The organism is Enterobacter sp. RHBSTW-00975 (genome assembly GCF_013615235.1).
Taxonomy (GTDB): Bacteria; Pseudomonadota; Gammaproteobacteria; order Enterobacterales; family Enterobacteriaceae; genus Enterobacter; species Enterobacter ludwigii.
The window spans coordinates 3,276,074-3,293,737 of sequence record NZ_CP055883.1; the positions used below are offsets into that span (position 1 = coordinate 3,276,074).

Annotated in this window: 22 protein-coding genes; 5 read left to right on the forward strand and 17 right to left on the reverse strand. The window is 54.2% G+C overall.

Going from position 1 to position 17,664, the window contains the following annotated elements:
- Positions 1-11: 11 nt before the first annotated feature.
- Together HV340_RS15690 and HV340_RS15695 are read right to left on the reverse strand one after the other, a co-directional pair.
- Complete coding sequence (locus HV340_RS15690; protein WP_020883136.1) at positions 12-284, reverse strand: PTS sugar transporter subunit IIB; 273 nt, start codon at positions 282-284, stop codon at positions 12-14.
- Positions 285-363: 79 nt separating this feature from the next.
- Complete coding sequence (locus HV340_RS15695; protein ID WP_025203579.1) at positions 364-807, reverse strand: PTS sugar transporter subunit IIA; 444 nt, start codon at positions 805-807, stop codon at positions 364-366.
- Positions 808-1,045: 238 nt separating this feature from the next.
- Between HV340_RS15695 and HV340_RS15700 the strand changes: the two genes are divergently transcribed.
- Positions 1,046-2,065 (forward strand): LacI family DNA-binding transcriptional regulator, encoded by a 1,020-nt coding sequence (locus tag HV340_RS15700; protein WP_014171015.1) that lies wholly within the window; start codon positions 1,046-1,048, stop codon positions 2,063-2,065.
- A gap of 3 nt (positions 2,066-2,068) precedes the next feature.
- Here the strand turns inward: HV340_RS15700 and yfcD are convergent, their stop codons facing one another.
- Genes yfcD through yfcF form a run of 3 tightly spaced genes read right to left on the reverse strand, consistent with a single transcriptional unit; the run spans position 2,069 to position 3,929 of the window.
- Positions 2,069-2,623, reverse strand: coding sequence for an NUDIX hydrolase YfcD (gene yfcD, locus HV340_RS15705; RefSeq protein ID WP_014171016.1), 555 nt, complete (start codon positions 2,621-2,623; stop codon positions 2,069-2,071).
- Between the two features lie 55 nt (positions 2,624-2,678).
- On the reverse strand, positions 2,679-3,230 hold the full coding sequence (gene yfcE / locus HV340_RS15710) for a phosphodiesterase (protein WP_063214712.1): 552 nt from the start codon (positions 3,228-3,230) through the stop codon (positions 2,679-2,681).
- A 54-nt stretch (positions 3,231-3,284) separates the two neighbouring features.
- Positions 3,285-3,929, reverse strand: a complete 645-nt coding sequence (yfcF, locus tag HV340_RS15715) for a glutathione transferase (protein WP_181216089.1) — start codon at positions 3,927-3,929, stop codon at positions 3,285-3,287.
- A gap of 140 nt (positions 3,930-4,069) precedes the next feature.
- Here yfcF and yfcG point away from each other — a divergent pair, with 140 nt between their 5' ends.
- The 4 genes from yfcG to HV340_RS15735 all read left to right on the forward strand — a co-directional run bounded on the left by yfcG (position 4,070) and on the right by HV340_RS15735 (position 6,600).
- A complete protein-coding gene (gene yfcG / locus HV340_RS15720; protein ID WP_020883132.1) occupies positions 4,070-4,699 on the forward strand; it encodes a GSH-dependent disulfide bond oxidoreductase in 630 nt (209 codons plus the stop codon).
- Between the two features lie 74 nt (positions 4,700-4,773).
- Positions 4,774-5,142, forward strand: coding sequence for a dihydroneopterin triphosphate 2'-epimerase (gene folX / locus HV340_RS15725; protein ID WP_020883131.1), 369 nt, complete (start codon positions 4,774-4,776; stop codon positions 5,140-5,142).
- A 13-nt stretch (positions 5,143-5,155) separates the two neighbouring features.
- The gene (locus tag HV340_RS15730) at positions 5,156-6,049 is read left to right on the forward strand and encodes a TIGR01777 family oxidoreductase (RefSeq protein ID WP_014171021.1); all 894 of its coding nucleotides are present in this window, start codon (positions 5,156-5,158) and stop codon (positions 6,047-6,049) included.
- A 41-nt stretch (positions 6,050-6,090) separates the two neighbouring features.
- Entirely contained in the window at positions 6,091-6,600 is a 510-nt protein-coding gene (locus tag HV340_RS15735; RefSeq protein WP_032678617.1) for a GNAT family N-acetyltransferase, read from the forward strand.
- A gap of 47 nt (positions 6,601-6,647) precedes the next feature.
- On the opposite strand, the gene hisP is transcribed toward HV340_RS15735, so the two are convergent.
- The 12 genes from hisP to HV340_RS15795 form a co-directional block, all read right to left on the reverse strand.
- Complete coding sequence (gene hisP, locus HV340_RS15740) at positions 6,648-7,421, reverse strand: histidine ABC transporter ATP-binding protein HisP (RefSeq protein ID WP_020883129.1); 774 nt, start codon at positions 7,419-7,421, stop codon at positions 6,648-6,650.
- An 8-nt stretch (positions 7,422-7,429) separates the two neighbouring features.
- Positions 7,430-8,146, reverse strand: a complete 717-nt coding sequence (locus HV340_RS15745; protein WP_059306626.1) for an ABC transporter permease — start codon at positions 8,144-8,146, stop codon at positions 7,430-7,432.
- Positions 8,143-8,829 (reverse strand): histidine ABC transporter permease HisQ, encoded by a 687-nt coding sequence (locus HV340_RS15750; protein WP_020883127.1) that lies wholly within the window; start codon positions 8,827-8,829, stop codon positions 8,143-8,145. The genes HV340_RS15745 and HV340_RS15750 overlap by 4 nt, the downstream gene beginning before the upstream one ends.
- Positions 8,830-8,917: 88 nt before the next feature.
- On the reverse strand, positions 8,918-9,700 hold the full coding sequence (gene hisJ / locus HV340_RS15755) for a histidine ABC transporter substrate-binding protein HisJ (RefSeq protein ID WP_020883126.1): 783 nt from the start codon (positions 9,698-9,700) through the stop codon (positions 8,918-8,920).
- Positions 9,701-9,926: 226 nt separating this feature from the next.
- Complete coding sequence (gene argT / locus HV340_RS15760) at positions 9,927-10,709, reverse strand: lysine/arginine/ornithine ABC transporter substrate-binding protein ArgT (RefSeq protein WP_014171026.1); 783 nt, start codon at positions 10,707-10,709, stop codon at positions 9,927-9,929.
- A 290-nt stretch (positions 10,710-10,999) separates the two neighbouring features.
- Positions 11,000-11,569, reverse strand: a complete 570-nt coding sequence (locus tag HV340_RS15765) for a UbiX family flavin prenyltransferase (protein ID WP_059306627.1) — start codon at positions 11,567-11,569, stop codon at positions 11,000-11,002.
- A gap of 89 nt (positions 11,570-11,658) precedes the next feature.
- Positions 11,659-13,176 (reverse strand): amidophosphoribosyltransferase, encoded by a 1,518-nt coding sequence (purF, locus tag HV340_RS15770; RefSeq protein ID WP_181216090.1) that lies wholly within the window; start codon positions 13,174-13,176, stop codon positions 11,659-11,661.
- 36 nt (positions 13,177-13,212) lie between these two features.
- Positions 13,213-13,701, reverse strand: a complete 489-nt coding sequence (gene cvpA, locus HV340_RS15775; protein ID WP_000262116.1) for a colicin V production protein — start codon at positions 13,699-13,701, stop codon at positions 13,213-13,215.
- A gap of 211 nt (positions 13,702-13,912) precedes the next feature.
- Positions 13,913-14,614 carry a cell division protein DedD gene (gene dedD / locus HV340_RS15780; RefSeq protein WP_014171030.1) on the reverse strand — a complete coding sequence of 234 codons (702 nt, stop codon included), beginning with the start codon at positions 14,612-14,614 and terminating at the stop codon, positions 13,913-13,915.
- A complete protein-coding gene (gene folC / locus HV340_RS15785; RefSeq protein WP_020883124.1) occupies positions 14,604-15,872 on the reverse strand; it encodes a bifunctional tetrahydrofolate synthase/dihydrofolate synthase in 1,269 nt (422 codons plus the stop codon). The genes dedD and folC overlap by 11 nt, the downstream gene beginning before the upstream one ends.
- A gap of 67 nt (positions 15,873-15,939) precedes the next feature.
- Positions 15,940-16,848, reverse strand: coding sequence for an acetyl-CoA carboxylase, carboxyltransferase subunit beta (accD, locus tag HV340_RS15790; RefSeq protein ID WP_059306628.1), 909 nt, complete (start codon positions 16,846-16,848; stop codon positions 15,940-15,942).
- Positions 16,849-17,002: 154 nt separating this feature from the next.
- A complete protein-coding gene (locus tag HV340_RS15795; RefSeq protein ID WP_020883122.1) occupies positions 17,003-17,662 on the reverse strand; it encodes a DedA family protein in 660 nt (219 codons plus the stop codon).
- Between the last annotated feature and the right edge of the window lie 2 nt (positions 17,663-17,664).

The window sequence follows — 17,664 nt, forward strand, 5'->3', positions numbered from 1 at the left end:
CCTTATCAGGATTATTGTCTGTCGAACCAGGCGCGGAGCTGCGCTTCGAGTTCGTTGATATCAATGATGTTGTTGATCACCACCAGCTGGCTTTCCGGCACGCTGGCACTGGCGGCAATGTCCTTCGCCATCACGAAAAGATCGGCGGCACCCGGCGTTGCCGAGGAGAGATCGGCGTGTTCAACGTCGGCGTCAATGGCCAGCTTCTTGAGCACCTTTTTAATATTCATTTCGACCATAAAACTACTGCCCAGGCCTGAACCGCAAATAGCCATAATTTTCATTGTTGTCCCCTTTTTTTGAGTAGAGCACGCCCCATCACGCTAAACGTAATGTTGTGATAAATCGGATGAGAGAATTAAATCAGAAGCGGTCAATAATCGTTTTAATGTCCTCCAGGGTATTCGCCTGATGCAATTCAGCCATATCGTCGTCACTGGAAAATAATTCAGCGAGGGCAGAGATCATGTCGATGTGACTGTGTTTATCCGGCGCCGCGAGCATAATAATAACATCCACGGGATCGAACTCGCCGGCACCAAAAGAGACTCCCTTTTTCAGTTTTAATAATGAGAGGCCTAATCCTTTGGCCCCCTCTTCCGGCCGCGCATGCGGCATGGCCAGCCCTGGTGCCAGCACATAATAAGGTCCTAGTGCATGATGCTGCTCAATGATGGCCGTCACGTATTCCGGGCCAATCACCTGCAGATCCAGCAACGGTTTCGCGCATATTTCCAGCGCCTGCGGCCAGCTTTCCACGCTCTCCTGCAGCGTGATGGTTGTATCATATATCCACTTTTTCAGCATTTCTCCGTCCCGCCACAATGCAAAAGATGAGCAAACTTTATTCAACACATCCCATATTGACTGCGATCGGGATCACAAAGATAGCGCTACCAATCGCTAACATTCAGAAGTGTGATAGCGCTATCAAATTGTAATCATGGTGTGAATTCACAGCAAAAAAAGGGATTTAAGGCGTATACTGCGTTTCACGTGAAACGAAGGATGATAATAAAAACGCGTCTGGTCAGCAGGAAGGTGTATGTCTCTAACCCGAAAACGGCGCAGTACCGGTAAAGTGACACTCGCCGATGTCGCACAGCTTGCCGGGGTGGGCACGATGACCGTGTCCCGTGCACTCCGCACGCCTGAACAGGTTTCCGATAAACTGCGAGAAAAAATAGAAGCCGCTGTACAGGAATTGGGTTACATGCCTAATCTCGCTGCCAGCGCGCTGGCCTCGGCATCGTCATGGACGATTGCGATGGTCGTTCCTAATCTCTCCGAATCCGGTTGCTCGGAGATGTTCGCCGGGCTTCAGCAGGTGCTGCAGCCTGCCGGCTACCAGATCATGCTGGCCGAATCACAGCATCGACTCGAGCAGGAAGAAAAATTGCTGGAGACGCTGCTGGCGTCGAACATTGCCGCTGCGATTTTGCTCAGTGTTGAACACTCCGATACTGTCCGCCACTGGCTGAAAAACGCCTCCATTCCGGTCATGGAGATGGGGGCCATGCGCGCCGATCCTATTGATATGAATATCGGGATTGATAACGTCGCGGCGATGTACGAACTGACGGAGATGGTTATTAAGCGCGGCTACCAGAATATTGGCCTGCTGTGCGCTAACCAGGAGCAGTGGATTTTCCAGCAGCATTTACAGGGCTGGTACAAAGCGATGCTTCGCCACCATATGTCACCAAACCGGGTGATTAACGCCGCCATGCCACCGAGTTTTTCCACGGGTGCGGCGCAACTGCCGGAGTTCCTGCTGGCGTGGCCAGAGCTGGATGCACTGGTGTGCGTGTCGGATGAACTGGCCTGCGGGGCACTTTATGAATGCCAGCGTCGGCGTATAAAAGTACCGGACGATCTGGCCGTGGTGGGTTTTGGCGATAGCGACGTCAGCCGGGTCTGTCAGCCACCGCTGACGACCATGGCAGTGCCACATCGTAAGATTGGGATTGAAGCGGGACGCGCGTTACTGGAACGTCTGAATGATGGAGACTGGCGCGACCATAAACCCATCGCGTCCAGCCTGTGTCTGCGGGAGAGTTGTTGAGGCTTACTCCGCCTCTTCCTCTTTTTCCGCTTTCGTGGATTCGTTTTTAGCGTTGCGGGTCATCCACAGCGCCAGCGCTTTTAACGAATCCGGGGTGAACTCGTCGCAACGCGCGGTAATTTCTTCCGGCGTCATCCAGTTCACTTCGCTCACTTCTTCTTCCTGCAGGGCGAACGGGCCATGGGAAACGCAGCTAAACAGCCCGCCCCAGACGCGGCAATGTTCGTCCTCGAAATAGAACTGACCATGCTCGGCAAACGGCACGCCGGCAATCCCTAACTCTTCTTCCGCTTCACGACGCGCGGAGTCCAGCAGAACTTCATCCGCCTGAACAACGCCGCCTGCAGTTGCATCCAGCATACCAGGGAGAAAATCTTTGGTGTCCGTGCGGCGCTGAACCAGAATTTTGCCCATCCCGTCATGCACAACGATGTATGTCGCACGGTGACGCAGACGCTCCGCGCGCATTTGTTCGCGGCTGGCCTGCGCGATCACTTCATTCTCTTCGTTGACAATGTCAACCCACTCTGTACTTGCCAAATGACTCTGCTCCACCATCGGGAAACCTTCTCGTCTAAGCGCTCTTTCGGCGCGTTTGCAGTTGAGGTGTAACTTACGGATTAATCGCTATTTGCGCAATAACTTGCTGATCATTAAGTGCGATTACGCTTAACGTATTCTCATCGAGCATGCCATAGCTTGCTGGATTTCCACCTTTCGGTATGCTGACCGAACCGGGGTTAAAGTGATACATCTCGCCGCGTTTTTCTGCCACCGGAATATGAGTATGACCGTAAACCAGGACATCGCCAGCCGCCAGTGCCGGGAGATTTTCCGGGCTAAAAAGATGACCATGGGTCAGGAACAGACGGCTATTTTCCATCAGCACCTGTTGCCAGGGGGCAGTGATGGGAAAATCCAGCAGCATCTGGTCCACTTCACTGTCGCAGTTACCGCGAACGGCGATAATGCGCGAAGCATACTGGTTGAGTTTTTCCGCTACCTGCGCCGGTGCATAGCCTTCCGGCAGCGCATTGCGCGGACCATGATTTAACACATCCCCCAGAATCACCAGCCATTGCGCCCTGCTTTGAGCAAACAGAGAAAGAACACGCTCGGTCGCGGGCAGCGAACCATGGATATCAGACGCAAACATCAGTTTCATCAGTCACTCCCTGGAAATCAGACTGCCCTATCATACCTGAAGCGTCAGGCTATATCAGCCCGCCCGCTTAGCGGAGAGTGCCACATAGCGCTGCACTGAGGCGCGTTGCCACTGAAACGCGGCATAATCCACCAGCAGCTGAGGCACCTCATCCCCATTGAGGATCAGACGGTTCAGCATCAGCGCCAGATCGGTATCGGCAATACACCACTCGCCGAATAAATTCGGATTACCATGAGCCAGCAGAGAAGACGCGGTATCGATCAGTTTTTGGGCACTGGCCGCACCGTCTTTACTCAGCGCCGGTTTTTTCACCCCGGCAAACACCACATCCATGGAGCGTTCCACGCGAATCGGCACCAGATCGCTGCGCAGCCACGCCTGGATCTGACGTGCGCGGGCACGTTTTTGCAGATCGTGTGGGTAGATGCGCTCCCACTCAGGTGGTGCGAACCGCTCTTCCAGATACTCATCGATCGCCGACGATTCACTCAGCGCAAAGCCATCAATGTCCAGCACCGGCACGCGACGGGTCAGGGCGTAGCCCTGCCACTGTGGTTTCAGATGTTCACCGTCGTCCAGATCCACCGTCTTTAGCGTAAATGACAGTCCTTTTTCGGCCAGCGCCACATACGCACTCAGAACATAGGGAGAAAAGAAATCTGCATCGGACCATAACGTGATTACGGGCTGGTTCATAACATCCTCATCGGCTGATCGGTTTTCATTCAACATATAATCTCTTTGCCTCGCTGTCACTTGATGAAAACTCACGATTTACAACAACCACCTATACTCATTTTTCATGGCGTCACTATTTTCACTGACAGGAGTTGAGAATGATCGACCTTTATTATGCCCCTACCCCGAACGGCCATAAGATCACCCTCTTTCTTGAGGAAGCCGAACTGGATTACAGGATCATTCGCGTGGATATCAGCAAAGGCGATCAGTTCAGTCCTCTCTTTCTGGCTATATCGCCAAACAATAAAATCCCGGCCATTATTGATAACCATCCTGCCGATGGGGGCAAGCCGTTGAGCCTGTTTGAATCCGGAGAAATATTGCTCTATCTGGCAGAGAAGACTGGCAAATTGCTGAGCGGAGAGCTGCGCGAGCGTCACCACACGCTGCAGTGGCTTTTCTGGCAGACGAGCGGTCTGGGGCCGATGCTCGGACAAAACCACCATTTTACCGCCTACGCGCCGCAGCCGATTCCTTATGCTATCGAACGCTATCAGGTGGAAACCCAGCGGTTATACGGCGTTCTGAACCGTCGGCTGGAGAAAGCACCGTGGCTCGGCGGGGATCATTACAGCATCGCCGACATTGCCTGCTGGCCCTGGGTGAATACCCATGAAAAGCACCGCATTGACCTGGCGTCTTACCCGGCGGTGAACAACTGGTTTGAACGAATCCGCACGCGTCCGGCCACCGAACGCGCCATGCAAAAAATCCAGCAAATTTAAGCCGGTGGCTGGTGTGTGCCGGAGAGGCTCTCATGTATTATGTGAAGGAAATTCTGACACGGAGAAGACCTGCAATGTCACAGCATGACGCTATTATTCGTATAAAAAATTTACGCCTACGCACCTTCATCGGTATCAAAGAGGAAGAGATTGCCAACCGTCAGGATATCGTGATTAATGTGGTTATCCACTACCCGGCTGAGAAAGCGCGGGCCAGCGAAGATATTAATGATGCGCTGAACTACCGCACGATAACCAAAAAAATCATCCAGTACGTGGAAAACAACCGCTTCTCTTTACTGGAAAAATTAACTCAGGATGTGCTCGACATCGCACGCGATCATCACTGGGTCACTTATGCTGAAGTAGAGATCGATAAACTTCACGCCCTGCGTTACGCCGATTCCGTCTCGATGACGTTAAGCTGGCAACGCCAGGCGTAACCCTGGAGGTTGTATGAAAATTTTGCTGACCGGCGGTACCGGCCTGATTGGTCGCCATCTCATTGCGCGTCTGCAGGCGTTGCATCACGACATTACCGTGGTGACGCGCAGTCCAGAGAAAGCGCGCCAGGTGCTGGGCGCAGGTATCGACATCTGGAGAAATCTGGCCGAGCAGCAGAATCTGGACGGGTTTGACGCCGTCATCAACCTGGCAGGCGAACCGATCGCAGATAAGCGCTGGACGGAAGAACAAAAACAGCTCCTGTGCAGCAGCCGGTGGACCCTTACCGAGAAGCTGGTTGAGCTTATCCGCAACAGTCATACCCCGCCGTCGGTTCTCATTTCGGGTTCCGCCGTAGGGTATTACGGCGATCTCGGCGAGGTGGTGGTAACGGAAGAAGAGCCGCCCCACAACGAGTTCACCCATAAACTTTGCGCCCAGTGGGAGCGTATCGCCTGTGCTGCGCAAAGCGATCATACCCGCGTCTGCCTGCTACGCACCGGTGTGGTTCTTGCCCCGAAAGGCGGCATTCTGGCGAAGATGCTCCCCCCTTTCAGGCTCGGTCTTGGCGGGCCAATCGGCAATGGTCGTCAGTATCTGGCGTGGATCCATATCGACGATATGGTCAACGGTATTCTCTGGCTGCTGGATAACGATCTGCGCGGGCCGTTTAATATGGTTGCGCCCTACCCGGTGCGAAACGAACAGTTTGCCCATGCTCTCGGACATGCCCTGCATCGCCCGGCGATTTTGCGCGTGCCTGCTACGGTGATCCGCCTGATGATGGGTGAAGCGTCCGTGCTGGTGTTAGGCGGGCAACGGGCCCTGCCAAAACGGCTGGAAGCGGCCGGGTTTGCGTTCCGCTGGTATGACTTAGAAGAGGCGCTGGGGGATGTGGTGAGATAATGTTACAGTGATATGCCATGTTCCGACGAAATGGCATATCTATGGCAACCATTACCACTCCCCGGCTCCACCTCACGCCCTTCGAACCCACTGACTGGCCTTTTTTCCGTGCCCTGCGCGAGGATCGCGCCATCATGCAGTATATGGCCGCTATCGCCCCGGAAAAAGAGACCCGACGCCTGTTTGCTGCACGTCTGACGGCAGCGCATGTGTTCGTTATCCGCTTACGCGATGAAGAGACCCCACTGGGCGATATCGGCCTGCAAATTAGCGCTGAAAATCGTGAAGAGGCGGATATCGGCTATACGGTCGTGCCTGCCGCGCAGGGCCAGGGCATCGCCAGTGAGGCACTGCGCGCGGTGTGTGACTACGCATTTAACCAGACGGGCGTAAAGGCGATTAACGCATATGTGCTGGCAGACAACGGCGGGTCAGTCCGGGTACTGGAGAAAGCGGGTTTTGTGCGCACGCAGGTGCTGGAAAAAGCGTATGAGATTAACGGTGTGCGGTATGACGACTGGGTGTATCGACTGGAGTGTGGTGCGGTCTGATGCCCACACTCCGGCCCTCTCCCACCGGGAGAGGGGAAAGGCAAAACCTACTTCAAAGACCCCTTCAGGAACTGCTGCAAACGTGGGCTTTGCGGGTTCGCTAACACCTCATCGGGATGCCCCTGCTCTTCGATTTTACCCTGATGCAGGAAGATGACGTGGTTAGAGACGTTCCGGGCAAAGCCCATCTCGTGCGTCACCACCACCATCGTTTTGCCCTCTTCGGCGAGCTTCTGCATGATGCGCAGCACTTCGCCAACGAGTTCCGGGTCCAGCGCGGAGGTCGGTTCGTCGAACAGCAAGACTTCCGGCTCCATCGCCAGCGCGCGGGCAATGGATACACGCTGCTGCTGCCCGCCGGACAGATGTACCGGGTACTTCATCTGCTGGCGCTCATCAATACCCACTTTCGCCAGGTATTTCACCGCACGGTCGCGGGCGTCCTGTTTGCTGAGACCCAGCACCTGGATTGGCGCTTCCATTACGTTCTCCAGTACCGTCATATGGCTCCAGAGATTAAAGTGCTGGAAAACCATCGTCAGGCGCGTACGCAACAGACGTAGCTGATTTTTATCCGCCACCTTCAGCTGGCCGTCTTTGTCACGCACCAGATTGATGTTCTGCCCGCTCACCACAATTGAGCCTTCGCTCGGTTTTTCGAGGAAGTTAATGCAGCGCAGGAAAGTACTTTTACCGGAGCCGGATGAGCCGATAATACTGATGACATCGCCCGCGTTTGCCTGCAGCGACACCCCTTTCAGCACTTCATGTTCGCCGTAGCGTTTGTGCAGATCAATAACGTTTAATTTGTTCTCAGCCATCATCATTCTCAGTGCGTCGAAGAAGGTTTTATATGCTGCAACCAGCGTTTTTCTGCCTTACGGAACAGGCTAATCAGGACGTATGAAATTATCAAATAAAGCACTGCCGCAATACCGAATGCGGTAAACGGCTGATAGGTTGCCGAGTTAATATCCCGGGCAATCTTCAGTAAGTCCGGCACCGTGGCGGTAAAGGCCAGCGCCGTGGAGTGCAGCATCAGAATCACTTCGTTACTGTACGCCGGTAACGCAATACGCAGCGCCGACGGCAGAATGATGCAACGGTAAAGCTTCACGGAGGAGAAGCCGTACGCACGCGCCGCTTCAATTTCACCGTACGGGACAGAGCGAATCGCCCCTGCGAAAATCTCGGTGGTATAGGCGCAGGTATTGAGCGTCAATGCCAGCACCGTACAGTTCAGACCGCTGCGGAAGAACGCATTGAGCACTTCAGTGCCTTTTACGATCTCAAGCGTGTACATCCCCGAATAGAACACCAGCAGCTGCACGTACAGCGGCGTACCGCGAAACACATAGGTAAACAGCCAGATTGGGAACTGGATAAATTTATTGTTCGACACACGACCAATGGCGAGAAATACCGCCAGAATGCCGCCCATCACCACAGAGGAGATCAGAAGCCAGAGCGTAATGGCGACGCCGGTGAAGCGATAGCCATCTGTCCACAGCAGCGATTTCCAGTATTCCTGAATAATCTCAATCACAGATCAGCCCTCTTCACACCCACGGAGTAGCGACGTTCGAGCAGAAGCAGCACACCATTGGAGGCGGTCGTAAAGACCAGATAGATTACGCCACATACCACCGCAAAGTAGAACGGCTCCCAGGTGCTTTTGCCGGCAAGCTGGGTCGCTTTCACCACATCTTCCAGGCCAAGCAGAGAGACCAGCGCGGTTGCCTTAAGAATAACCTGCCAGTTGTTACCGATACCTGGAAGCGCATAGCGCATCATGGCCGGGAACATGATTCGACGAAACGTCTGTGAGGAGGTGAAACCGAATGCGGTTGCCGCTTCAATGTGGCCTTTCGGCACAGCCATATACGCGCCGCGGAAGGTTTCGGTGAAGTAGGCCCCGTAGATAAAACCGAGCGTAATAATACCGGCCACCATCGGGTCGATATCGATTTGTCCCATACCCATTGCGTCCGTCACGCTGTTAAGCGCAATCTGCAGACCGTAAAAGATCAGAAGCATCAGCACCAGATCGGGAACACCGCGAATCAGCGTCGTATAGCCTTCAAAAATCAGCGCCAGCGGCTTGTTAGCCGAAAGCTTCGCCCCCGCGCCCGCCAGACCTATCAGCACCGCCAGCACCACGGAGCTGAGAGCCAGCTCAAGGGTGACAAGCGCGCCCTGTAAAATAACGCCAGAAAATCCGTACAGCATACCGCGAGCCCTGTCGTATCGTGAGTGGTGGAACCGTGTCTTTTCCCCTCCCACAGTGGGAGGGGCTGCACGTTATTTGACGGGGCGATTAGCCGCCGTAAACATTGAAATCGAAGTATTTTTTCGCAATTTTCTCGTACGTGCCGTCAGCGCGCATTTCGGCAAACGCTTTGTTCAGCGCTTCACGCAGTTCGTTGTCTTCCTTGCGCAGGCCCATACCGGTGCCTACACCAAACAACTTCACATCCTTGATGGATGGACCGCCAAACTTATAGTCTTTGCCGACCGGCTGCTTCAGGAAGCCTTCGCTCGCCGCGACTTCATCCTGGAACGCTGCGTCAATGCGGCCTGCCGTCAGGTCAGCGTAGATATTTTCCTGTCCCTGATAAGAGACGATTTCAATCCCTTTCGGCGCCCAGTGTTCGTTACCGTAGGTTTCCTGAGTAGTCCCCTGCAGCACGCCCACGCGTTTGCCTTTCAGCGACTCGAGAGTGGGCTGAATGTCGGAAGATTTGGCGACGACCAGACGTGAATCTGCCGCGTAGAGTTTGTCCGTGAAAGCAATCTCCTGCTGGCGTTTTTCAGTGATGGAGAGCGAGGACATAATCACGTCGATTTTTTTCGCTTTCAGCGACGGGATCAGCGCGTCCAGTGGGTTCTCAACGTAGGTACACTGCGCTTTGATGCGTTTGCACAGTTCGTTGGCCAGATCGATGTCAAAACCAACCAATTCACCTTTAGAATTCTTCGATTCGAACGGTGCATAGGTAGGATCGGTACCGATTCGAATTTTCTGCGGAATTGCTGCGAATGCCGCGGTGGCGCTGGAAAAGGCCAGCACCAGAGAAAGTGACAATACTAGTTTTTTCATATCTGTCCTCAACAAACTGTCTACATACGGGATTTTTACGACGACGGGGTGGTGCTAATGTGCCATCAATCCCCTCCGTCAGGCAAAGAATAATGCCTTTGAGACGGGATTTTTTGCATTATAAATGCGTAAGTATGCACACAGCGATCCAATACAGTGCATTAATTGCACCATATTGGATCATCCCGCCCGACAATGCACCTCAGCAGTGCATTGCCGTCAGGTATTAGTCACCGTAGACGTTGAAGTCGAAGTATTTCTTCGCCAGTTTGTCGTAGGTACCGTCTTTACGCAGCTCAGCAAACGCTTTGTCGAAGGCGGCTTTCAGCTCGGTATCATCCTTACGCAGGCCGATACCCGTACCGTCACCAAAGTACTTTTTGTCTTTCACGGACGGGCCAGCAAAAGCGTACTCTTTGCCCGCTGGCTGTTTCAGGAAGCCTTCGCTCGCGGCGACTTCATCCTGGAATGCCGCATCCAGACGGCCTGCCGCCAGGTCAGAGTAGATCAGATCCTGGTTCTGGTACGCCACCACGTCGACGCCCTTTTCACGCCAGTTCGCATTGGCAAACCCTTCCTGCGTTGAGCCCTGAAGCACGCCGACATGCTTGCCTTTCAGCGAGTCGATGGTGGGTTGAATCGGGGAGCCTTTAGCGGCAATCAGACGTGAATCTGCAGCGTAAAGCTTGTCAGAGAAGGCAATCTCCTGCTGACGTTTTTCGGTGATAGAGAGAGAAGAGATAATGGCGTCGATTTTCTTGGCTTTCAGCGACGGGATTAACGCATCAAAGTCGCTGCCCACCCATGTGCATTTCACCGCAATGCGTTTGCACATTTCATTTCCCAGATCGATATCAAACCCAACGAAATCGCCTTTCGCATCCTTGGAAGAGAATGGCGCGTAGGTTGCGTCTGTACCGATACGAACTGTCTGTGGAAGCGCTGCGTAGCTACCTGCTGCCGCACTTAACCCCACCAGCAAAGACAGAGCCAGAACCGTCTTCTTCATACATTTACCCTCAAGTACCGTGATTTTATTATGTATTGTGTTGTGTGTTGTGTTGCAGGCTTCTCTTGCAGGTCTTATGCCACATTGCCGTCTGGTGAAAAGTTCGACGTTAAATATGTTAATAAAACGTTGCGATATTGCCTTAATGGTGAAAGATAGCAGGTCTGCCGAACGAACCGGAAAGAGAAAAAGGGAAAAAGCGAATTAAATGTCGAGGATATGATCGCCGTTGCATAATTGCCCTGAAACAGGGCACGTTATCTTTTCATGCACGCTGTGAGTGCACAGATTCAGACACCCTGCCAGCGGGTGAAGAGGTCTTCGGGCAGGTCGATATCAAACTGATCGAGAACGCGGTTAACCGTCTGATTAATCACATCATCCAGTGAAACGGGCCGGTGATAGAACGCCGGTACCGGTGGCATGATCACCGCGCCGAGTTCAGCAGCCTGAGTCATCAAACGCAGATGTCCCAGGTGCAGCGGCGTTTCCCGCACGCAGAGAACCAGAGGACGGCGCTCCTTCAGCACCACGTCCGCGGCGCGGGTCACCAGCGTGTCGGTATAGCTGTTTACAATGCCGGAGAGCGTTTTAATGGAACAAGGCAGGATAACCATGCCCGCCGTTTTAAACGAGCCAGAGGAGATGCTGGCGGCGATATCGCGGGCATCGTGAACCACATCCGCCAGCGCCTGGACATCACGCAGTGAGAGGTCGGTTTCAAGAGAGAGGGTCTGACGTGCCGCCTGGCTCATGACCAGATGCGTTTCCACTTCTGCCACGTCACGCAGCACCTGTAACAGACGTACGCCGTAAATCGCGCCACTGGCACCACTGAGCCCAACAATGAGTCGTTTCATGATTTTCGCCCTAACTGATTTCAGGGCAGACTGTGCAGGATTTTACGGGGAGTTGCAAGTGAGGGCAAATGCCCTCACTTGCACAGACATCAACCTTCGTTGTGCATCTCTAAACTTTCGAGATCGTTTTGCAGCTGGACGGCTTTCGCATCGTCGTTGCGCAGCGAATCAAGGTAGTCGAGGTACTGCTGGTCAACGTCTTTCGTCACGTAGACGCCATTAAACACGGAGCATTCGAACTGCTGAATATCCGGGTTCTCAGCGCGTACTGCGTCGATAAGATCGTTCAGATCCTGGAAAATCAGGCCGTCGGCACCGATGATCTGACGAATTTCGTCCACTTCACGACCGTGAGCGATCAGCTCATTGGCGGTTGGCATATCGATGCCGTACACGTTCGGGAAACGAATTTCCGGTGCGGCCGAGGCCAGATACACTTTCTTCGCACCCGCTTCGCGCGCCATCTCAATAATCTGTTCTGAGGTGGTGCCACGAACGATGGAGTCATCCACCAGCAGTACGTTTTTATCGCGGAACTCAGCGCGGTTTGCGTTCAGTTTACGACGCACGGACTTACGGCGCAGCTGCTGACCCGGCATGATAAAGGTACGACCAACGTAACGGTTTTTCACAAACCCCTGACGGTATGGCTTGTCCAGAATGCGGGCGATTTCCAGAGCGATATCGCAGGACGTTTCCGGAATAGGAATAACGACGTCGATATCCAGATCGTCCCACTCGCGGGCAATCTTCTCGCCAAGTTTTGTCCCCATGTTCACGCGCGCGCTGTAAACGGAAATCTTGTCGATAAACGAGTCCGGACGGGCGAAGTAAACATATTCAAACAGGCACGGATTGCTCACCGGGTTGTCAGCACACTGGCGGGTGAACAGCTGGCCCTTCTCAGTGATATAGACCGCTTCGCCAGGCGCAACATCACGCAGGAACTCGAAGCCGAGGGTATCCAGCGCCACGCTTTCAGAGGCAACCATGTATTCGGTACGACCATCACCGAGATCGCGCTTACCGAGCACCAGCGGGCGGATGCCGTTTGGATCGCGGAAGGCAACCATCCCGTGGCCGATAATCATCGCCACGCAGGCATACGCACCACGGATCTGGCGGTTAGTCGCGGCAACGGCGGCAAAAATGTTGTCTGCTTCCAGCGGGTAGTGACGGAAGTTATCCAGCTCGCTGGCAAAGATATTGAGCAGAATTTCAGAATCAGAGGTGGTGTTAATGTGGCGACGTTTCTCTTCGAACAACTTCTTACGCAGCTCGTGCGCGTTGGTCAGGTTGCCATTGTGGGCAAGCGTGATGCCATACGGTGAGTTGACGTAGAAAGGCTGAGCCTCAGAGGCGCTGGAACTGCCAGCAGTAGGATAACGAACGTGACCGATCCCCATATTACCTTGCAGACGCTGCATATGGTGGGCTTCAAACACATCATTTACCAGACCATTCGCCTTACGTAAACGGAAGCAGTTGTTTGCATCAATGGTGATGATACCCGCAGCATCCTGCCCACGGTGCTGAAGCACCGTTAACGCGTCATAAATCGACTGGTTTACCGGCATGAAACCGGCGATACCGACAATACCGCACATTCGTCTTTTCCTCGTTAAGCCACATCTCAGAGCGCATTACGCTCTGGGCAAGAAACTCGACGAGCTTTGCAGATAGTCAAAGAACCATCTGATGATGAAACTGAACTCTGGAATGAGCTGCGATTTTTGCCAGTCTTCACTTTTGGAGAACCCGGTAAAGGTATCCAGGAAGAACAGGATCGCGGCCACAATCAGCACGCCTCGTAGTGCGCCGAAACAGATCCCGAGTACCCTGTCTGTTCCTGACAGACCGGTTTTCTCGACCAGCTGACCTATCACGTAATTTACGATAGCGCCGACAATCAGCGTCGCGATAAACAGCACCGCGATAGCGATTCCATTTCGGACCAGTTCATCTTCAAAGCCCGTGAACCAGACAGACAGGTAAGTGTAGTAATGACTGGCAACAAAGAAAGCACAACCCCAGGTTACCAGCGATAACGCTTCACGAACAAAGCCACGGATCAGGCTAACCAGACAGGAAAAACCAATCACCGCAATGATGGCGTAATCAATCCAGACCATATGTGTCCCACGATTTAACGCCCTGTCATCCAGTTCGGGGCGAATTCTAACAGAAAAAGAAAACGTTTGCGTAGGGATTTCCTTCCCGCGCGTAAATAAAAAAGGCGCTGAAAAAATGTTCAACGCCGTGGCTTTTTACGTCTCTGTGGACGTCTGCCGTCACTCTTCCCCCCACCCTCTCCTCATAGAAAGGATAAGGGTGAGGGAGGGGTTAGTTCGCGCTGTAGCTCATCACCACACCGCTCAGGCCGGAGATCTGCTTCAGCTCACCCAGCGATCCTTTAAGCTTATCTTTGGACGCTTCTGGCCCCACGAGAATACGGGTAATTTTACCCTGTACCGGCGTGGAAGGTGAAGTGTAAACACGATATCCCGCACTGCGCAGTTTACCCACCACCTCATTGACCTTATCGGCATTTTTCAGCGCACCCAGCTGCACAACGTAGGCTTTGCCCGTCGGTGCGGCTTCCTGCTGAGCCGGTTTCGCCGGAGGCGGTGTCTCTGTCGCTGCGGCAAGCTGTTCGCTCGTTTTATCCCGCTGCGGTTTCGGCTGCGTTTTTTCGACCGGCTTCGGTTTCTCAGCCGGTTTAGGCTGCACGACCGGAACCGGTACAGGATCGATATCGTTGGTGTTGCTCGCCGCCAGACGAGACGGATCAAGAGACGGCGCAGCCGCATCGCCCGCGCGAACCTCTTCCGCTGCGCCTTCCGGCGGCTGAGCAGGAAGGGCCTGTGTCGCCGCAGGCAACATATCCGGCTCGTCGCGATCGCCCGGTTTCGGTACCAGTGGAATGGCTGCAAACTCATCCTGATAGTGCTTTTTCTGCCCGTCGAGCAGGCCCGGGAGAATAATGACTCCCAGCGCCACCAGCACTATTGTTCCTGCTAAACGGTTCTGAAACTTACTCGCCACCGGTTCTCCCCGCGTCCATCACTTCCATGACATGTGCCACCGTGTGGAACGAACCACACACCAGCACGGTATCTTCTGGTTTAGCATCCGACATCGCGGCATGCCAGGCCTGAGCCACGCTATTATAGATTGCGCCTTTGCCGAGATGTTCCATCAACTGCTCAGCGGTCGCCCCGCGTGGCCCCTCCAGAGGAGCACAATACCAGCTATCGACCACACTCTCCATGCAGGCCAGCGTACCGCCAATATCTTTATCATGAAGCATACCGATAACCGCCAGCACGCGCCCGGTTTTTGGTAACGATTTGAGACGTCCCGCGAGATACGCCGCGGCATGCGGGTTATGCGCCACATCGAGGATCAGGCGCGGTGACTCGCTGACAATCTGGAAACGCCCGGGCAGGATCGCCCGCTCAATGCCCTCGCGAATCGCCTGCTCGCTCACCGCCAGACCGCTTGCACGCAGTGCCGCCAGCGCGGTTGCCGCGTTAGGCTGCGGCACCTGCGGCAATGGCAGGTTGTCCAGTGCGCCCTGCGCATCGCTAAAGCGCCAGCCGTCTGCCTGAACCTCATACTGCCAGTCTACGCCACGGCGCAGCAGACGCGCCCCCGTCTCATTCGCCACCTCTGCAATGGTGTGCGGCATATCCGGCTCGCCGACCACGGCAGGTTTATTCGCCCGGAAAATCCCGGCTTTCTCGCGACCAATGCTTTCGCGATCCGGCCCCAGCCAGTCGGTATGATCCAGCGCAATGCTGGTCACGACGGCCACATCCGCATCCACCATGTTGGTGGCATCAAGACGCCCGCCGAGGCCGACTTCCAGAATCACCACGTCCAGCTGCGCCTGCTTAAACAACCACAGTGCCGACAGGGTACCGTATTCAAAATAGGTTAATGAAATTTCACCGCGCGCGGCTTCAATTTCCGCGAAAGAGGCGGTATGCGCTGATTCCGGCAGCTCGCGGTTTTGCACACGCACCCGCTCGGTATACCGCACGAGGTGTGGAGAGCTGTAAACGCCAACCTTATAGCCTGCTGCCATCAGGACAGATTCCAGCGTGCGGCACGTCGTGCCTTTACCGTTCGTTCCGGCAACGGTGAACACAAACGGCGCTGGTTTCAGTACGTCGAGACGCGCGGCAACCTGGCTTACGCGCTCAAGCCCCATATCGATGGTTTTACTGTGCAGGTTTTCCAGATAAGAAAGCCACGCGGCCAGGGGCGACGTGGCTTGGGGAATGCTTTTATTTTCCATGATGCCCGGTCATTAACAGTTGAGAAAGCAAAAGGGCAGCGCCATCCGGCCCTGCCCTTTTCAGTTATCAGGCCTCGGGTTCCTGATCCTCCGGTACCACCACGCCTTCGCGCGGCTCATCCGGGTTCGGCGCTGGCAGATTCATCAGCTTCGCCAGGATGCTTGCCAGTTTCAGGCGCATCTCCGGACGGCGGACGATCATGTCGATAGCGCCTTTCTCGATGAGGAACTCACTGCGCTGGAAGCCCGGCGGCAGTTTTTCACGTACGGTCTGTTCGATGACGCGTGGACCCGCAAAACCGATCAGCGCTTTCGGCTCAGCGATGTTCAGATCGCCCAGCATGGCAAAGCTTGCGGAAACGCCACCCATCGTCGGGTCGGTCAGCACGGAGATGTACGGCAAACCGCGCTCCTGCATTTTCGCCAGCGCAGCAGAGGTTTTCGCCATCTGCATCAGCGACATCAGCGCTTCCTGCATACGTGCACCACCGGAGGCGGAGAAGCAGATCAGCGGGCAGTTGTCTTCCAGCGCCTGCTCAACGGCACGCACGAAGCGCGCACCCACGACAGAGCCCATTGAGCCACCCATAAAGGAGAACTCAAACGCGGCAGCCACCACCGGCATCGTGTGCAGGGTGCCTTTCATGACGATCAGCGCGTCTTTCTCGCCGGTCTCTTTCTGTGCAGAGGCCAGACGGTCTTTGTATTTTTTGGAATCACGGAACTTCAGCACGTCTTTTGGCTCAAGCTCGCTACCCAGTTCTACCAGAGAACCTTCGTCCAGCAGGCTATGCAGGCGATTACGCGCCGTCATACGCATGTGGTGGTCACACTTCGGACACACCTCAAGATTGCGTTCCAGCTCTGCGCGGTACAGAACCTGGCCGCAGCTATCACACTTCGTCCATACCCCTTCAGGAATGCTCGCTTTACGAGTCGGGGTTATGTTGCTTTTAATTCGTTCAATCCAGCTCATTGATAACCTTTCTGCCTGAACCTGGTCGTATGCCAGTTTTGCTATAAGAGGCGAATAATGCCATTTTTGCCTCCAACAGACCATGAATGTTGCACATTAAAACATAACAGCCCGAAACTTTGGATAAAAAAGTGGTCGAACCGCCAGTATGCATTTACTTCGCTTGCTTTGCTGCCGCACGTCGGTGACGGATAATCTCAATAACCCCAGGCAGTACCGAAAGCACAATAATCGCTACAATCAGTAACTTAAGGTTTTCCTGGACCACCGGGAGATCGCCAAACAGGTAGCCGGCATAGGTAAACAGGAGCACCCACAGCAGCGCGCCAACAACGTTATATGCCGCAAAGTGACGATAGGACATATGCCCCATTCCCGCCACAAACGGTGCAAATGTACGAACAATAGGCACAAAACGGGCAAGGATAATGGTTTTGCCGCCATGACGCTCATAGAACGCATGGGTTTTGTCGAGATAGCTGCGACGGAAAATTTTCGAGTCCGGATTGCTGAAAAGCCGCTCACCAAACACCCGTCCAATCGTGTAGTTCACCGCATCACCAATAATCGCGGCGATAACCATCAACACAACCATCAGATGCACATTCAAATCGTTAGTCGGTAACGCGGATAACGCGCCGGCCACGAACAGCAGTGAATCCCCCGGCAGGAACGGGGTGACAACCAGACCGGTTTCACAGAACAGAATGAGGAACAGAATAGCGTAAACCCAGACGCCGTACTGCGCGACCAGCTCCGCCAGGTGAACATCAATATGCAGGATGAAATCAATCAAAAAACGTATTACGTCCATTT

What these genes read in the sequence shown, in the direction of transcription:
- HV340_RS15690 (WP_020883136.1), bottom strand. Translation starts at nt 284, where the DNA reads ATGAAAATTATGGCTATTTGCGGTTCAGGCCTGGGCAGTAGTTTTATG.
- HV340_RS15695 (WP_025203579.1), bottom strand. Translation starts at nt 807, where the DNA reads ATGCTGAAAAAGTGGATATATGATACAACCATCACGCTGCAGGAGAGC.
- HV340_RS15700 (WP_014171015.1), top strand. Translation starts at nt 1,046, where the DNA reads ATGTCTCTAACCCGAAAACGGCGCAGTACCGGTAAAGTGACACTCGCC.
- yfcD (WP_014171016.1), bottom strand. Translation starts at nt 2,623, where the DNA reads ATGGTGGAGCAGAGTCATTTGGCAAGTACAGAGTGGGTTGACATTGTC.
- yfcE (WP_063214712.1), bottom strand. Translation starts at nt 3,230, where the DNA reads ATGAAACTGATGTTTGCGTCTGATATCCATGGTTCGCTGCCCGCGACC.
- yfcF (WP_181216089.1), bottom strand. Translation starts at nt 3,929, where the DNA reads ATGAACCAGCCCGTAATCACGTTATGGTCCGATGCAGATTTCTTTTCT.
- yfcG (WP_020883132.1), top strand. Translation starts at nt 4,070, where the DNA reads ATGATCGACCTTTATTATGCCCCTACCCCGAACGGCCATAAGATCACC.
- folX (WP_020883131.1), top strand. Translation starts at nt 4,774, where the DNA reads ATGTCACAGCATGACGCTATTATTCGTATAAAAAATTTACGCCTACGC.
- HV340_RS15730 (WP_014171021.1), top strand. Translation starts at nt 5,156, where the DNA reads ATGAAAATTTTGCTGACCGGCGGTACCGGCCTGATTGGTCGCCATCTC.
- HV340_RS15735 (WP_032678617.1), top strand. Translation starts at nt 6,091, where the DNA reads ATGGCAACCATTACCACTCCCCGGCTCCACCTCACGCCCTTCGAACCC.
- hisP (WP_020883129.1), bottom strand. Translation starts at nt 7,421, where the DNA reads ATGGCTGAGAACAAATTAAACGTTATTGATCTGCACAAACGCTACGGC.
- HV340_RS15750 (WP_020883127.1), bottom strand. Translation starts at nt 8,829, where the DNA reads ATGCTGTACGGATTTTCTGGCGTTATTTTACAGGGCGCGCTTGTCACC.
- hisJ (WP_020883126.1), bottom strand. Translation starts at nt 9,700, where the DNA reads ATGAAAAAACTAGTATTGTCACTTTCTCTGGTGCTGGCCTTTTCCAGC.
- argT (WP_014171026.1), bottom strand. Translation starts at nt 10,709, where the DNA reads ATGAAGAAGACGGTTCTGGCTCTGTCTTTGCTGGTGGGGTTAAGTGCG.
- HV340_RS15765 (WP_059306627.1), bottom strand. Translation starts at nt 11,569, where the DNA reads ATGAAACGACTCATTGTTGGGCTCAGTGGTGCCAGTGGCGCGATTTAC.
- purF (WP_181216090.1), bottom strand. Translation starts at nt 13,176, where the DNA reads ATGTGCGGTATTGTCGGTATCGCCGGTTTCATGCCGGTAAACCAGTCG.
- cvpA (WP_000262116.1), bottom strand. Translation starts at nt 13,701, where the DNA reads ATGGTCTGGATTGATTACGCCATCATTGCGGTGATTGGTTTTTCCTGT.
- folC (WP_020883124.1), bottom strand. Translation starts at nt 15,872, where the DNA reads ATGGAAAATAAAAGCATTCCCCAAGCCACGTCGCCCCTGGCCGCGTGG.
- accD (WP_059306628.1), bottom strand. Translation starts at nt 16,848, where the DNA reads ATGAGCTGGATTGAACGAATTAAAAGCAACATAACCCCGACTCGTAAA.
- HV340_RS15795 (WP_020883122.1), bottom strand. Translation starts at nt 17,662, where the DNA reads ATGGACGTAATACGTTTTTTGATTGATTTCATCCTGCATATTGATGTT.